Source organism: Winogradskyella pacifica (assembly GCF_003386275.1).
Lineage (GTDB): Bacteria > Bacteroidota > Bacteroidia > Flavobacteriales > Flavobacteriaceae > Winogradskyella > Winogradskyella pacifica.
Genome location: NZ_QREI01000004.1, coordinates 133,360 through 150,727 on the forward strand (window position 1 = coordinate 133,360; position 17,368 = coordinate 150,727).

The 17,368-nt window shown below is 34.4% G+C and carries 10 protein-coding genes; 4 read left to right on the forward strand and 6 right to left on the reverse strand.

Going from position 1 to position 17,368, the window contains the following annotated elements; all coding sequences use genetic code 11:
• Positions 1-6: 6 nt before the first annotated feature.
• A complete protein-coding gene (locus DFQ09_RS10115) occupies positions 7-3,459 on the reverse strand; it encodes a pyruvate carboxylase (RefSeq protein ID WP_115809951.1) in 3,453 nt (1,150 codons plus the stop codon).
• A 194-nt stretch (positions 3,460-3,653) separates the two neighbouring features.
• The gene (locus tag DFQ09_RS10120) at positions 3,654-4,289 is read right to left on the reverse strand and encodes an MOSC domain-containing protein (protein ID WP_115809953.1); all 636 of its coding nucleotides are present in this window, start codon (positions 4,287-4,289) and stop codon (positions 3,654-3,656) included.
• A gap of 215 nt (positions 4,290-4,504) precedes the next feature.
• Between DFQ09_RS10120 and DFQ09_RS10125 the strand changes: the two genes are divergently transcribed.
• Positions 4,505-8,326: a beta strand repeat-containing protein gene (locus DFQ09_RS10125; RefSeq protein ID WP_115809955.1), complete on the forward strand. Its 3,822-nt coding sequence runs from the start codon at positions 4,505-4,507 to the stop codon at positions 8,324-8,326.
• A gap of 66 nt (positions 8,327-8,392) precedes the next feature.
• Here the strand turns inward: DFQ09_RS10125 and DFQ09_RS10130 are convergent, their stop codons facing one another.
• The 3 genes from DFQ09_RS10130 to htpG form a co-directional block, all read right to left on the reverse strand.
• On the reverse strand, positions 8,393-8,938 hold the full coding sequence (locus tag DFQ09_RS10130) for a hypothetical protein (protein ID WP_115809957.1): 546 nt from the start codon (positions 8,936-8,938) through the stop codon (positions 8,393-8,395).
• 213 nt (positions 8,939-9,151) lie between these two features.
• Positions 9,152-9,736: a Crp/Fnr family transcriptional regulator gene (locus DFQ09_RS10135; protein ID WP_115810359.1), complete on the reverse strand. Its 585-nt coding sequence runs from the start codon at positions 9,734-9,736 to the stop codon at positions 9,152-9,154.
• A 174-nt stretch (positions 9,737-9,910) separates the two neighbouring features.
• On the reverse strand, positions 9,911-11,821 hold the full coding sequence (gene htpG, locus DFQ09_RS10140) for a molecular chaperone HtpG (protein WP_115809959.1): 1,911 nt from the start codon (positions 11,819-11,821) through the stop codon (positions 9,911-9,913).
• 204 nt (positions 11,822-12,025) lie between these two features.
• On the opposite strand from htpG, the gene DFQ09_RS10145 reads away from it, so the two are divergent.
• From DFQ09_RS10145 to DFQ09_RS10155, 3 genes are all read left to right on the forward strand, one after another.
• Complete coding sequence (locus DFQ09_RS10145) at positions 12,026-13,036, forward strand: 3-oxoacyl-ACP synthase III family protein (protein WP_115809961.1); 1,011 nt, start codon at positions 12,026-12,028, stop codon at positions 13,034-13,036.
• A gap of 93 nt (positions 13,037-13,129) precedes the next feature.
• Positions 13,130-13,312: a hypothetical protein gene (locus DFQ09_RS10150; RefSeq protein WP_115809963.1), complete on the forward strand. Its 183-nt coding sequence runs from the start codon at positions 13,130-13,132 to the stop codon at positions 13,310-13,312.
• A gap of 12 nt (positions 13,313-13,324) precedes the next feature.
• Positions 13,325-14,623: an amidohydrolase family protein gene (locus tag DFQ09_RS10155; RefSeq protein ID WP_115809965.1), complete on the forward strand. Its 1,299-nt coding sequence runs from the start codon at positions 13,325-13,327 to the stop codon at positions 14,621-14,623.
• Between the two features lie 295 nt (positions 14,624-14,918).
• Here the strand turns inward: DFQ09_RS10155 and DFQ09_RS10160 are convergent, their stop codons facing one another.
• Positions 14,919-17,363 (reverse strand): TonB-dependent receptor domain-containing protein, encoded by a 2,445-nt coding sequence (locus DFQ09_RS10160; protein WP_115809967.1) that lies wholly within the window; start codon positions 17,361-17,363, stop codon positions 14,919-14,921.
• Positions 17,364-17,368 lie beyond the last annotated feature (5 nt).

Consider the following 17,368-nt stretch of genomic DNA (forward strand, 5'->3'; position numbering starts at 1 on the left):
AATTGCTTAGTCAAAGGTAACAATCAAATCATCTTGTTTTACCATACTGCCTTCAGATAAACTTACCGATTTTATTTTACCAGATTTATGTGCTGTAACGGTTGTTTCCATTTTCATGGCTTCAATTATAAACAAAGGATCATTTTCCTTAATAGTTGAACCTTTCTTTACTAAAACTTTATATAATGATCCTTGTAAAGGAGCTCCAATTTGGTTGGCATCTTCTTTATCAATTTTCACGTTTTCTACTTTAGTAATATTTAATGACGTATCAAATATTTCAACAAATCGGTTTTCTCCATTCACTTTAAAAAATACGGTTCTTACACCTGCATCATTGGGAATACTCACCGAAAGTAATTTTACAATTATCGTTTTCCCTGGTTCAAGCGTAATGTTGGTTTCTTCTTGAAGCTTCATTCCAAAAAAGAAATCTTTAGTTGGTATAAGCGCTATATTTCCGTAAAGTTTATAGTTTTCATGGGCTTTCTCAAATACTTTTGGATATAACATAAACGATAAAAAGTCTTCTATTTCAATAGGTCTTGTAAAGCCTTGTTGGAATTTCTTTTTGAAAGCAGCGAATTCTTTAGTAAAATCTACAGGCGTTAAATGGGCATTTGGTCGGTCGGTATACGCTTCTTTATTTTTTAATATAATTTTTTGAAGTGCTTTAGGAAAGCCTCCAACAGGTTGACCTAAATCTCCCTTAAAGAAATTGATTACCGATTCTGGAAACGAAATTGTTTCACCACGTTCCATAACATCTTCTGGCGTGAGATTATTAGTCACCATAAAAATAGCCATATCACCAACCACTTTAGAGCTTGGTGTGACTTTGATGAGGTTGCCAAACATGGCATTCACCTGTGCATACATTTTTTTTACCTCATCAAAACGGTCTCCAAGACCTAAGGCAATGGCTTGTGGTCTTAAATTTGAATATTGACCACCAGGAATTTCATGTTGATAAACCTCAGCTGTGCCTGCTTTTAACCCGGATTCAAAAGGATAGTACATTTCGCGTGTATCTTCCCAATAGTTTGAAAACTGATTGAGCGTATTCATATCAAAGTCATGCGCACGTTCTTGACCTTTCATCATTTCAACAACCGCATTAAAATTGGGTTGAGAGGTCAATCCAGATAGGCCACCAAGTGCTACATCAACCACATCAACTCCTGCTTCAATAGCTTTTAAATAGGTTGCGGTTTGCAAAGATGAGGTATCGTGGGTGTGGAGCTGAATAGGTATATTTACAGTGTCTTTTAAAGCACCAACTAATTCCGTCGCAGCATACGGTTTTAATAAACCAGCCATATCTTTTATGGCAATCATATGGGCACCTGCGTTTTCTAAATCTTTTGCGAGTTGCGTATAATAGTTGAGGTTGTATTTGGTTTGCTTTGGGTCTAAAATATCACCTGTATAACTAATGGCAGCTTGCGCGATACCACCTGTTTTATTACGAACAAAATTCATGCTTGGTTCCATAGCTTTTACCCAATTTAGAGAATCAAAAATTCTAAAAATATCAACTCCATTTTCCCAAGATTTTTCAACAAATTTCTCAATTAAATTATCAGGATAGGCTTTATAGCCTACAGCATTAGAGCCGCGTAATAACATTTGAAACAAAATATTTGGAACCGCTTTACGTAATTCTCTTAAGCGCGTCCATGGACTTTCGTGTAAAAAGCGGTAACAGACATCAAAAGTAGCGCCTCCCCAAACTTCCATACTAAAGGTGTTGGGATGGTTTTTTGCAAAGCTTTCGGCCACTTTTAGCATGTCATAACTTCGCATACGTGTTGCTAAAAGCGATTGATGCGCATCGCGCATGGTGGTATCTGTATAATGTATTTTATTGTCGTCTTTTAACCATTGGCAAAAGGCTTCAGGACCTAATTCTGTTAGTAGATCTTTGGTGCCTTTTGGAAAGGCCTCCGAACGATTATACTTTGGAACTTTAGCCGTTCTAAAAACTTTGGTTTTATCAATATTTTTGACATCAGAATTACCATTGACAATCACTTCAGCAAGAAAGTTCACTGCTTTAGTTGTTCGGTCTTGTGGTAATTTTATTTCGAATAAAGCTGGAGTATTCTGAATGAAATTCACAGTGACCTTTCCTTCCTTAAACGTTTCATGCTGAATGACATTTTGAAGAAAATGGATGTTAGTTTTTACACCTCTAATTCTAAATTCTTTTAACGCACGTGTCATTTTCCGAACGGCTCCATCCAGTGTTCTACCATGAGCAGATACTTTTACAAGCATAGAATCAAAAAATGGACTCACGTTATACCCTTGATAAATACTACCAGCATCTAAACGAATTCCCATTCCGGAAGCACTACGGTAAGTGGTAATATTTCCGTAATCTGGAGTAAAATTGTTTTCAGGATCTTCGGTTGTTAATCGACATTGCAAGGCAAAACCATAGGTTTGTAAGGACTCTTGCTCGTATATTTTTATTTGCTGATCCGATAATTTATAACCACCAGCAATGAATATTTGTGTTTTTACCAAATCAATGCCAGTAACCATTTCGGTAACCGTATGCTCGACTTGAATTCTTGGGTTGACTTCAATAAAATAGATATTGTCTTGCTGATCTACTAAAAACTCAACTGTTCCAATATTGTTATAATTAACTTCCGAAGTAATAGCGACAGCATATCTGTATAAATCATCTTTTACCTTTTGAGAAATGTTATAAGACGGAGCGATTTCAACTACTTTTTGATGGCGACGTTGCACAGAACAGTCACGTTCAAATAAATGACGAATATTGCCATGTCTGTCGGCTACAATCTGTACTTCAATATGCTTTGGGTTTTCTACATACTTCTCTAAAAACATGGTGTCGTCACCAAACGCATTTAAAGATTCGTTTTTGGCGGAATCAAAATGTTGCTCTAAATCTTTATCATTCCTAACCACGCGCATTCCACGTCCACCACCTCCAGAAGCGGCTTTTAGCATTAAAGGATAACCAATGGCATTTGCTTCAGAAAGTGCTATTTTTAGTGAGCTTAAGTTTTTCTTGTTACTTTCTATAATAGGAACATTACATTTTACAGCAATTTTCTTAGCTGTAATTTTATCACCCAAAGCATCCATAACTTCCGGATCTGGACCAATAAAAATAATATCGTTTTCTGCACATCTCCTCGCAAATTCTGAATTTTCAGATAGAAACCCATAACCAGGATGAATAGCATCGACATTCTTTTCTTTGGCTAAAGCCACAATCTCTTCAATATCCAAATACGGTTTTAAAGGATCATTATCTTCACCAATTTGGTAAGATTCATCAGCCTTATTTCTATGTTGGGAATACCGATCTTCATAGGTGTAAACCGCAACTGTTGTAATATTAAGTTCCGTACATGCTCTTAGAATACGGATGGCTATTTCACTTCGGTTGGCAACTAGAATTTTTTTGATTTTCATAATTGGAAGGATATCTTTAATTGATTTGTATTCAGACCTCGTAAAGATATTAAAAGATTAACTACAACGTTTGCGCATAAAAGATATTATTTAACACTATTCAGAGTTTTAGGTGCTTAAGTCAGAATTAAGATCACGGTGAAGCTTAACCTAAATGTGATGTTTTTGAAGATTTAAGGGCTTGAAGAAGGTTGTTATCTTGTAAAAAAGGCTAAGCGTTTTCTAAAGCGTTTTGGTAAAGCTTCATTATCGAGAAGTAAATTGATGTGCCCTATATTTTTGTTTTCTGCGTAGAGTAATTCAAACAGTTGAAAAATAGAAATACTATCTTTTCCTCGTTCTAGTAATTCAAATGTATCTCCAACTTTGACCTCTCCTTCTTTTAAAACTTTGACATAAGTTCCGGAGTAACCATGCGTAATAAATTGTTGTAAAACAGTATCGGAGCCAAACTTATGCGCGAATTTAAAGCAGGGTTCTCTTGGTTGCGTAATTTGAACTAAAGCATTACCCAATTTATAAATGTCACCAATAAAAAGTTTCTTTTCGTCTAAATTTTCAACGGTTAGATTTTCGCCTAGCATACCATAAGTCCAATCTAAATTAGGATATAAATCTTGCCAATAGGGATACTGATTTGCAGAAAATAAGTAACACGCTTTAAACTCTCCACCATGTACTTTTCGATCCGAAACCTCGTCACCTTTAACATCGGTCAGACCTAAGTGAATAGCAACCTCAATCGGTTTTTTATATATCCCTGTGGTGATCTCTTCACCATTCCAAATAAATTTGGTTGGTTGCGCAATATTGGTTGAATTAATTTTCATTCAATAAAAGTATTAAAAATAGTACAACTAAGGGGCTTTATAATTTGCAATAATTTTAAGAATTCACTCGACTTGAAGTTCAATTTTAATCATTCGGAATGTTAAAAAAATGTTAAAGCATTTATATTTTAAAACCCACCCTTAAATTTTCTCGTAGGTATTTGTGCTTTCCAAAGTGGCAAAGCAATTAACCATTTTATCAAATACTAATCAACATGAAAAACAAAATTACTTTTGTTATTGCTATGGCAATGACTTTTTTTATTTCAGCAGATGCATTTGCGCAGCTAGTAACTAGCGGAGCAGATGATGGAACAGACGGAACACTACGAAATGAAATCGCAGACACACCAATTGGTGGCGTAATAACTTTTGACACATCAGTGACTACGGTAACGTTAAATAGCGAACTTTTAATTGATAAAGATTTAATAATTAGTGGGAATTCAATAACACCATTAACTATAGATGCTAATAATAATGGTAGAATATTTAATATCACTGCAGGTTTAGTCGTATTAAATGACTTAATGTTAATCAACGGTCTTGATGTTGATGGTGGTGCCATTTATATGACAAATTCAGTTGTAACTATTAATAATTCAATAATATCGGGCAATACAGCTAATGGAGCTTCAGGTTCTGGTGGTGGAATTTTTAATGCTATTGGAGGTGTTTTAGTGGTTAATAATTCTGAGATTTCAAATAATACAGCGAATAGAGCAGGTGGTGGAATTGAGGATAATTCTGGTGCAGGATTATCAATTACATTACTGAATGTTAATTTAGATAATAACAATGCAGGTGTGTCGCCTGCAACAGCAGCTCCAGGAAATGGAGGTGGATTACATATTACAGGAGCAGGAAGTGCTATTGTTAACGGAGGTACTGTTAATGGAAATGTCGCTGGTAAAGAAGGTGGTGGACTATGGAATGGTAGTGGTGTTTTAGATGTAATTGATGTCATGATAACAGGAAATTCTGCAGTAGGAGATGCTACTGGTGGAGGTGGTATTTATAATAATGGTAACGGTACAATTAATATTAGCGCAGGAACTACCTTAGTAGGTAACATTGCAAGTGGATCTACTCCAGGTGGACGTGGTGGTGCTATTTTTAATAATACTGGTGGAATTTTAAACCTAGCAAATGGATTAGCAATTACAGGAAACTATGCAAGTAGAGCAGGTGGAGCGATTGAAGATAGTTCAAACGGAACTTTAATTTTATCGGGTGTTACACTAACAGGAAATGCTGCAGGTGTAGACATTGGATTAGGAAATACAATTACACCAAACCCTGGAAATGGTGGTGCAGTACATTTATCTGGTACAACCAATGCAACAATTTCGGGTTTTTCAACAGTTTCAAATAATTATGCGGCTAAAGAAGGTGGTGGATTATGGAACAATTTAGGAACCATGGATGTGAGCTTAACGTTTTTGGATGCTAATATCGCTTCAGGTAACGATGCTGATGATGGTGGTGGAGCTATATTTAATAATGGAGGAACTTTAGTTGTTGGTAATGCAGCAGCAATAACAAATAATATTGCAAATGGAACTTCAGGTTCTGGTGGTGGAATTTTAAGTACAGATGGTGCTGTTACAATTACAGATGCTGTTTTGGCTTTTAATCAATCTAACCGCGCAGGTGGAGCTATTGAAATTATAGACGGTTCTATTGATTTCTCAGGAAACTACAATGTTAGTGGCAATAATACCGGTGTTTCACCAGCGATTGCTAGTCCAGGTAATGGAGGGGGTCTTCATATTAGTGGATCAGGAACAGCAATATTAACAGGAGGTACAATGAGTGATAATGTGGCTGCTAGAGAAGGTGGAGCTTTATGGAACAGTACAGCTACAATGACTGTAGATGGAGTATTAATTAGCGGGAATGTGGCAAGTGGACCAGCAGCAGATGATGGTGGTGCCGGAATTTTTAATAACGGAGGGACATTAATCGTTCAAAACAACACAACAATAAGCAATAATATAGCGGATGGAGCTTCTGGCTCTGGTGGCGGAATATTAACTATTGGTGGTGATGTTACTGTAACAAATTCTACAATTACAATGAATCAGGCCAATAGAGCTGGTGGAGGAATTGAACATGCAGGTGGCACTTTAAATCTTATAGACACCACATTAGATATGAATAATGCAGGAGTTTCTCCGGCAATGGCTGCACCAGGATCTGGTGGTGGACTTCATGTATCTGGTGCTGCGACAACAAACATTACAGGTGGTACAACAAATAATAATATAGCAGCTAATGAAGGTGGTGGTTTATGGAATGGTTCAGGAGTTATGACTATTGTAAATCATATGGTTGACGGAAATATAGCTTCAGGAAATGACGCTACTACAGCAGGTGCTGCTGGTGGAGGTGGAGTTTATAATGAAGGAGGAACACTTGATCTTTCAGGAACAACTGAAATCACGAATAATATAGCTGATGGAGCACAATCTACAGGTGGTGGAATTTTAAACGCAGCAGGTACTTTAATGGCAAATGGAATTACAATTGCTTTTAATGAATCTAACAGAGCTGGTGGTGGAATTGAAATTAATGGAAGTGGACCAGTACTATTGACTGATGTAAGCTTAAATAATAATATAACAGGAGTTGTAACAGGAACAGGTGCACCTGGAAATGGTGGTGGACTTCATGTAAGTGGAGATAGCACTGTTGATATTGTTGGTGGAACTGTAAATGGAAATAATGCTGCTCGTGAAGGTGGTGGTTTATGGAATGGTTCTGGAATAATGACAACAGATAATGTTCTTGTAGATTCTAATATGGCTTTAGGTGCTGCAGCTGATGATGGTGGTGCTGGAATCTTCAATAATGGAGGAACGTTAAATATTACAAATGGTAGTATAATTTCTAATAATATGGCAACAGGAGCTTCTGCATCTGGTGGTGGATTATTAAGTACGGCTGGAGATGTTACTGTCATGGATTCTACATTCGATGGTAATGCAGCTAACAGAGCAGGTGGTGCTATTGAACTTATTGATGGTAACTTAATGTTTTCAAATTCAATAATGTCTAATAACGATGTTGATGGCTTAGCAGGAACTGCTGCTCCAGGAAATGGTGGAGGCTTTCACGTTACTGGAATGTCAGGAATGATTACAATTTCTACAAGTACCATAACAGGAAACGCTGCGGCTAATGAAGGTGGTGGATTATGGAATCAAGGAGGAACAATGATGACAGTTTCTATGTCTACAGTAGATAATAATACAGCTGCTGAAGGTGGTGGAATTTATAATAACACAGGATCAATCACTTCGGTTATGACGAGTACAATTTCTGGTAACTCAGCATTAGTTTCTGGTGGTGGATTAACAAATAATGGAGCGAGTTTAGATCTTAATGCGGTAACGGTTGCCAAGAATTCAACTGATGGAATTGGTGGTGGTATTGATGCCGTTAATACTGTTACTTTAAAAAATACGATTGTAGCTTTAAACACTGCAGTTACAGGAACAGACGTATCAGGAATGCTAACATCAAATGATTTTAATTTAATTGGATCAGATGATTTATCAGTATTTACAACTCAAACTAATGATATCGAAGGAGTAGATCCTTTATTAGGACCGTTACAAGATAATGGAGGTGTTACATTAACACATCAATTATTAACTAATTCACCTGCTTATGATGCTGGTGATGCAACGGATATGTTTGTAGATCAAATTGGTCAGGTTGTATTTGGAGGAGCAAGAGATATAGGATCTGTAGAAGCACAAGTCGCTTTATCAGTTGATGATTTTAATGCTGCTTCAGTTTTAAATCTTTATCCAAATCCAACAAAAGGACAATTTAATATTGTGATAGATAATTCTGTTTCTGGTGAAATAAAAGCTGAAGTTACAGCGTTGTCTGGAAGAATAGTAAAGCAAATTAAGATAGTAAATGGAACAAACTCCATAGATATTAGAGGGATATCTACTGGGATTTATATTGTTAATGTATTTACAGAACAAGGAAGAGTATCACATAAGTTGATTCTGGAATAATAGTTAGTAATTATTTAATAAATGAAAAGACCATCGAAAGATGGTCTTTTTTTGTTTTCACTATTTTTATTTGAGCGCTAGCCAAAACGGTAACAAATTCTTTTTAATTTTTTGGAAGGCTTCAGGTAAATCAGTTAAAGGTTCCTCGGTAAATGTGAAAGGTTTATCGTTTTCAAAATTCCAATAGGGCTCTTCTAATGTACCATCGGTAGATGTTGTGTGTGATTTTGGAAAATTCGTCATGGAGAGCTTTCCATCATTATTTTTATTGATGCCAAATATTTTTAAATCTTTTGAGGTCGAATAGGTTAGACTTAGTTTTAAATTAAGCGATTTTTTATCATCAGACTTGTAGAATTTCTTCTCTTTTATAGGGAAGTTTTCAAGTTGAGGGCTCCATGAATGATTAGGATGTACTATTTTTGACAATTCATTTTGAATATTTATACTATCACTTTCAGTTTTAATAAATGTCATTAAGTTTTCTTGTACGATTATAATAGTTTTTTCTTCCGGACTTATAGTAACTGTTGTTTTTTCTGAAATGATGTTACTTTGATGAACACCGAAAAAAGTACCTACAACAAAGAATAGTATTTTAATTTCTTCCATGGGCTAATTTAAATAAAAAATCATTTCTTATTTATCAGTTTTAAGGATTTAAATATAGATGTAAAAAAAAGCGCAAGTTGTACAACCTGCGCTTTTTAGCTATTAATCCTTAGGGGGAATATGTTAGTATAATTAGTTAGGTAATTATGCTGATGCAAAAATAAAAGGTTCAGAATAAATAAAAATTGATGTAGGATAATAAATGGAAAAATTTTAAGAATTGTATAATTCTTTTCGAATACGGCTTAAACTTTCATTTGTAATACCTAAGTAGGATGCTATATGATAATTCTTCAATCTTTTCTCAATATTATTATGAGTATCAAGAAAAACAAGATAACGCTCTGTCGCAGATTGTGATAAACTAACTATAATTCTTTTCTGAAAAGCAGCAAAAGCACTTTCTAATTTTTTTCTAATAAAAGTTTCTACTTGAGGAATTTCACTATATAAAAGCTCTTTATCAAATTTAGAAAGACTGTAGAGTGTTGTATCTTCAATAACTTCAAGATTCATTATAGCCTTTGAAGAAGAAAAGTAAGCCGTGAAATCTGTAATCCACCAATCTTTTATTCCAAATTGAACGGTGTATTCTTTTCCGGAAGTAGACATATAATACGTCCTTAAGCAACCCTGATAGATATAAAACATATCATCTATAATATCATTGGCTTTAAAAATTAGGGCTCCTTTTTTATAATGTTTTTTATGAAAAACGGAAGATGCAAATTTTAACTCTTCATCTGTAAATGAGAGTCCTTTAAAAATTTCTTGAACTTTTGAAGTATCGTTTTTCACTTTAAACTTAATATAATCGTGAAAGTATGTAAATACTTTTAAATGAGCGTCTTGATTTCGATGCGCTAGGTTAAAAAAATGTTGACTAGCTTTTCTTTGTAAGAAAAAACCACTTTGAATTAACAAAGTGGTTTTAGTCTTGACTCTTAGCTCTAAAAGCGAAGCGGTCTTAATCTATTTTATCATCTCATAACTACGCTTAATAAAGTTCGTTAACTCTTCACCTTTTAAAAGGCCTTGAGATAAACGTGCTAAATCTAAACTTTGCGTAATTAAACGTTCTTGTTTCTTTTTGGTTTTAGTTTCTAAAATTTCACTAACCAAAGGAGAGTTTGTGTTTACGATAAGATTGTACATCTCTGGCATATTACCAAACATCTGCATTCCGCCGCCACCAGTCTGTTGCATCTCTTTCATACGACGCATAAATTCTGGTTGCGTAATAATAAATGGAGACGAATCGCTATCCATAGCTTCCAACTGTACAGCGAACTTTTCAGAAGGTATTACTTCTTTTAAGATGGTATCTAATTCTGTTTGTTGCTCTTCTGATAATTTAGAAATTGCAGTTTCATCTTTCTTGATTAAATTATCAATATGATCACCATCAACTCTCGCAAAAGAAACATTTTCTTTAGTAGATTCTAACTTCTGAATTAAATGCGGTACAATAGGTGAGTCTAAAATTAATACTTCATATCCTTTCGCTTTTGCAGCTTCAATGTAGCTGTGTTGTTGGTCTTTATTAGAAGCATAAAGCATAACTAACTTACCATCTTTATCTGTTTGAGTTGCTTTTGTTTTGTTGAAAAGCTCTTCATATGTATAGAATTTACCATCAACCGTTGGGTACAAGGCAAAAGCATCAGCTTTTTCGAAGAATTTCTCTTCAGAAAGCATTCCGTATTCAATTACGATTTTAATATCATCCCATTTTGCTTCAAAATCTTCACGATTCGCGTTGAATAATGATTTCAATTTGTCTGCTACTTTACGAGTGATGTAAGATGAAATTTTCTTCACAGCTCCATCAGCTTGTAAGTACGAACGCGATACGTTTAATGGAATATCTGGAGAATCAATAACACCACGTAACATGGTTAAGAATTCAGGAACAATTCCTTCAACATTATCTGTTACATAAACTTGGTTTTGGTATAATTGAATCTTATCCTTTTGCATGTTCATATCGTTCGTCATCTTAGGGAAATACAAGATTCCTGTTAAGTTGAACGGATAATCTACATTTAGGTGAATGTTGAATAAAGGCTCTTCAAATTGCATTGGATACAATTCTCTGTAGAATCCTTTATAATCTTCATCTTCTAATTCCGTTGGTTGTTTTGTCCAAGCCGGATCAGGATTATTGATGATGTTATCTACTGTAATCTGTTTGTGTGGCTCAGTCGTTTCTTTTCCTTCTGCATCAGTAGTCGTTGCAGGAGTAAATTCTGGATCGTTTATTTCCTTTGTTCCAAACTTAATTGGAATAGGCATAAACTTGTTATACTTATTCAGTAACTCACTGATTCTATTGTCTTCTAAAAATTCAGTAGAATCTTCTGCAATATGAAGAATGATTTCTGTTCCTCTATCTGCTTTATCAGAAGGCTCTAATGTAAATTCAGGAGATCCATCACAAGTCCAATGTGCAGCATCAGCACCAGTATGCGACTTAGTGATAATTTCAACTTTTTCTGCAACCATAAATGCAGAATAGAAACCAAGACCAAAATGACCAATAATTCCTGAGTCTTTAGCCGAATCCTTGTACTTGTCTAAGAATTCCTCAGCACCAGAAAATGCAACTTGGTTAATGTATTTTTCAACTTCTTCAGCAGACATCCCTAAACCTTGATCAATGATGTGAAGTTTTTTACCTTCTTTATCAATCTTTACTTCGATAATAGGATTTCCATAGTCAGATTTAGATTCACCTATACTTGTAAGGTGTTTTAATTTTAGCGTGGCATCTGTACCATTACTAATAAGCTCACGTAAAAAGATTTCGTGATCGCTGTATAAGAACTTTTTAATTAACGGAAAGATATTCTCTACCGATACATTAATACTTCCTTTTGTCATGATATATAGTTTTTTGTATTATTAATTTGAATGATTAGGTATAGTCAAATAAAATACCAAGACTTAAAATGTGACAAAGTGACATAAGTACTATGCGTGCATAACGAATGTAAATTCTAATAAAAATAAATTGTATCTTATATCTTAAATTGCTGAACTAAATAATAAGTTTTCCGATGTTTCGGAAACGAAAATAAATTTTCGATGTACAATTCAAAAATAATAGGCTTAGGTAAATATGTGCCAGATAATGTTGTAACCAATGATGATTTATCTAAACTCATGGATACTAATGACGAATGGATACAAGAACGCACAGGTATAAAAGAGCGTCGTTGGGTAAAAAAGGGTAGTGGAGACACTACTGCAACCATGGGAGTGAAAGCTGCTAAAATTGCTATTGAACGTGCGGGTATTGATAAGGATGACATCGACTTTATCATTTTTGCAACCTTGAGTCCTGATATGTATTTTCCTGGTCCAGGGGTACAAGTGCAACATGCTTTAGATATCAAAACGGTTGGAGCGCTAGATGTGCGTAATCAGTGTTCTGGGTTTGTATATGCCATGTCTGTAGCCGATAATTTTATTAAAACAGGAATGTATAAAAACATCCTAGTTATAGGAAGTGAATTGCATTCTTTTGGTTTAGATAAAACAACGAGAGGTCGTGGAGTCTCTGTTATTTTTGGTGATGGAGCAGGAGCTGCCATTTTAACTAGAGAAGAGGATAACTCAAAAGGAATTTTATCAACACATTTACATTCGCAAGGAGAACATGCAGAAGAATTAGTCTTAATTGCACCAGGAATGGGTAAGCGTTGGGTTAGTGATATCATAGAAGATAACGATCCTAATGACGAAAGTTATTTTCCGCACATGAATGGCCAATTTGTATTTAAAAATGCAGTGGTTCGTTTTAGCGAAGTGATTATGGAAGGCTTAATGAAAAACAACTTAAAAGTTGAAGACATTGATATGTTGGTTCCTCACCAAGCAAATCTTCGTATTTCACAATTTATACAACGTAAGTTTAAGTTAAGCGATGACCAAGTGTTTAATAACATACAAAAATACGGAAACACAACTGCAGCCTCTATCCCCATTGCATTAACTGAAGCTTGGGAAGAAGGTAAAATAAAAGAAGGAGATACCGTTGTTTTAGCTGCTTTTGGTAGTGGGTTTACTTGGGGAAGTGTGATAATTAAGTGGTAAACAAATCCCTTTGAAAAAACGGATCTCATACAGTTTAGATCAAAATTATTGATTAAAAAACATCATGTTTTATAAGATCGAATAGTATTAATTATGAAAAACAGCTTAGGATTTGTCGGATTTATTGCAATCATTTTTTTGACCTTCGGAATTACCTATTTAGATTTTGATAATTTGAGTTTTGGATATAATTATAAGGCTTATGCCATGTTAATTATTGGGGTTGTATTATTTGGTTTTGTGCTTTATGGATTTAAAAAGAGCAGCAAAAAATAAAACATAGGCTTTATGAACAAACTATTCTCTTTATTATTTTTAATTCTTTGTTCACAGTCAAGTTTATTCGCGCAACAAAACGATGTTTACATTAAAGCGGGTCTTTTATACGACAGCGAACAAAATGCCCTTTTAAAAGATAAAGTGATTTATGTTAAGGGTAATAAAATTGTATCTATTGGTGCTTTTAATACCATTCCAGATGATGCTGAAATCATAGATTTAACCGAATACACTATCCTTCCTGGTTTAATAGACGCGCATACGCATGTGCTTTTTTCTCAAGATGCAACCGAAGACTTTTCTGAACATAGCATTCATTCGCTCACTATGGAAAGTGATGCCTTAAGAACACTTAGAGGTTCAAAACGCGCAAAGTCGTATTTAGATGTTGGAATTACAAGTGTGAAAGATCTTGGTAATTCAGGACTTTTTCTAGATGTAGCGTTGCGTGATGCGATTAATGAAGGGACTATTGATGGCCCACGTATTTTTGCATCAGGACCAATTATGGCCGCTACAGGTGGTCAAGTTTATGGTGTATCTCCAAAACATCAAAACCTTATAGATTTAGAATACCGTATTATAAATGGAGTAGAAGATGCTAAAATTGCGGTTAGAGAACACGTGAATCAAAAGGTAGATGTTATTAAAATTTGTGCAGATAATATCCCGAACAATACACATTTATCCATTGCAGAAATGAAAGCGATTGTAGAAACCGCAAAAACGTATAGTCTTTCTGTTGTAGCGCATTCAATTACAAACCAATCCGCATGGAATGCCATACAAGCAGGTGTCGATGGCATTGAACATGGATTTAATTTAGCCGATTCTACATTGACCTTAATGGCTAAGAAAAAGGTGTTTTTAGTACCAACCGAAAACAGTAGAACCTATATGAACACGTATAGCAAACTTGCAGGTTATGACGATGATGATTTAGGTTGGGTAGATAATTATTTAGATAGAATGAAAAGCAGACTTTCTAGAGCCATCCAAAAAGGGGTGACAATTGTAGCAGGTTCTGATAATTATACAGATATCGGAGGTACTCGAGGTGAATCGTCAAGAGATATGTTTCGTGCGTATTTTGAAGCAGGAATGAAGCCGTTGGATATTTTACAATCGGCAACTTATATCTCTGCGCTAAATTTAAATAAGCAAAATGAAATAGGAGTTCTTAAGTCTGGTGCAAAAGCAGATCTTATTGCGGTAAAAGGACATATATCTACCGATTTTATAAACACAATAGGACACGTCGTATTTGTAATGAAAGAAGGAAAGGTCTACGTGAGCCAACACAATTAAACAATTCACATATTTTACTTAATCCATAAAACTAAAAAAAGCCCAAACAAAAATCTGTCTGGGCTTTTCAGCTATTAACCAACTTAACTAACACTATTATAAAAATTAATTTATAATTACTATTACTTAAAACTTATACTATACTAGACGTAAAAAGTCCTATTATATTTCATAGGTTTCCACTTTTAACGTGTATTTAACAAAAACCCGAAACTTGCGTTTCGGGTTTTCTTTATTTAATAGTTAAGAATTAACACTAACCATAAACATTCTTTTTAACTATTAAATAATGGGTTTAGAACATACCTCCACCTTCTTTAACGTCGTTATCACGCTGCTTACGAGATTTTGCTCTGTATTTTCCTCCACCAAAACGGTAAGATAAACGTGCTGATATTTGCTGACTTTCCCAATTAAATCGTCCGGTTTGTGCATACGGTCTTTCACTCGTAAATTCGGCATACATCGTATTGAAAATATCATTGTAACTTAAGCTGAAATTAGCTCTCTTTTCCATGAAACTATAATTAAGACCTAAATTAACCATGAGCATATCGCTCATTTCAAATTGAATATTTTTGTTTTTCCCTCTATACATTCCGAAAATAGAAAAACTCAAACTTTCATCGACTTTAAAGCTATTGAAAGCTCTTGCACTCCAAGCGATGTTATCTACTTCAATAGTGTTTAAGATAATATTCATATCCGTATCAAACGATTCGGCAATACTTTTTTGAGATTGTGAGTATAAATCAAAACTCGCATTAACACTCCACCATTTGGTTGGACGGTAATTTGATGATACTTCTACACCGTAAGATGTGGTGTTATCAAAATTCAAATTCGTTAAAATTAAACGATTGATATCAGCTCGGTCTATTAAAACGGCTTGTTGTATTTCGTCTTCAATAATTCTGTAAAAAACACCACCGGTAATACTTCCTTTTTTAAGCTGTCTGGTGTAATTCATTTCAATAGAATTCGTAAACTGAGGTCTTAATTCTTGATTTCCAAATTGTGAAATTAAAGGCGTGTTCCATTCTGGTAATGGATTTACTTGTCCAATACCAGGACGATCTATTCTTCTGCTATAACTTAATTGATACGAGTTTTTATCTGTAGGAGAATAGGTGAAAAATGCTGATGGATATAATTCAAAATAATTGTTTTCAAAAGGAATTATAAGTTCGTCGTTAGAGGCTAAATCTTTTTTGAAAGCTTCAGAATCTACATTTACGGTTTCTGCTCTTAAACCAATTTGGTAGCTCCATTTTTCTAATTTAGCACCATAAGTTGCATAAGCAGAATAAATATCTCTAGTATAATCAAAACGTGTGGTTGTCGGAATATAGTCACCGTCTTGGTTGGTTTCTCGTGCATCAGACTCGTAAAAAAGATTAGTGTCAAATAAACGCGCTTGCAATCCTAATTCTAATTTAGTAGTTTCCGATAATGGATTTACATAATCTAAATTTAAAGTGGTATTTGTTCTATCTGTGTCAGTATCTTCTAAAAAGTTAGGACGTTGAGAGCTGTAAAAAATATTATTTACTTCGTTATTGCCCTCAAAAGTATTGTAATCTGCTTCAAGTTCTATACTATGGCCTTCCTCATTAAAATCGTGCTTATAATTAACATTGTATTGTTGCGAATCATTATCACTACCTCCTCTTGTAAATTGCGATTCATTTAATGATGGATTAGACAAGTAATTGATATTAGAATCTGCAGTACTCCAGTTATCAAAAATATTTTGATTGGTAAAAACCGAAATAGTATTCTTATCATTTAAATAATAATCGACTCCAACTTTAAACAAATGCGATTTGTTATTATTTAAAATGTCAAAGTTTTGTTCAATCCCTTGCTCAGTCCTGTTAAACGCTCCATTATTCGCGTTTTTAGCAATACTATTACTATAAGAACCGTAAACATTTAATTTTCCATTTCTATAATTCGCATCAATTGAGCTATTAAATTTTGCTTCAATATCGTGCGATAAACCAAAATTAATATTACCATTAAAACCAATTTGTGTGTTTTTATGAAGTACAATATTAATAATCCCACTCATACCTTCAGGATTGTATTTTGCAGAAGGGTTAGTGATCAATTCAATACTTTTAATTGAAGTTGAAGGAATCTGTTTTAGCAATTGATCGGCAGGAATATTAGATAACTTTCCATCGACCATAACTCGTACATTTTGGTTACCACGCAAACTTACAGAACCGGTCTGTTGATCGACGCTTACAGAAGGTAAGTTGTTCATAATCTCACTTGCCGTTGCGCCAGCAGTTTGTAAATCTTTACCTATGGTAATAACTTTTCTGTCCACACGTTGTTGTATTGTAGACACATCTGCAACTATGGTTACTTCATCTAAACCGGTAGATTCTTCTTCAAGTTTAATATCTCCAAGGTTAGGTTTGTAGTTGCCCTTGCCAATGGTTATGTTTTTATCAATGGTTTTAAAACCTACAAATTGAATAGAAACAATAACTTTTCCTTCCGGAATATTTTGAATTTCGAAAGTTCCGTCGTCACTAGTTATACCTCCAGTAATAATTTTATTCGCCATATCTTTAATGACAATATTTACATAAGGTAAGGGTTCGTTTAATTCTGCATCTATAACACGTCCTGAAACAGAACCGTCTTTAATATCAGAATTGGAGTTGGGTTGCGCACTTATAATGGTTGATGAGATCATTATAAGCATTAGTAAGAAATGCTTCATTTTTG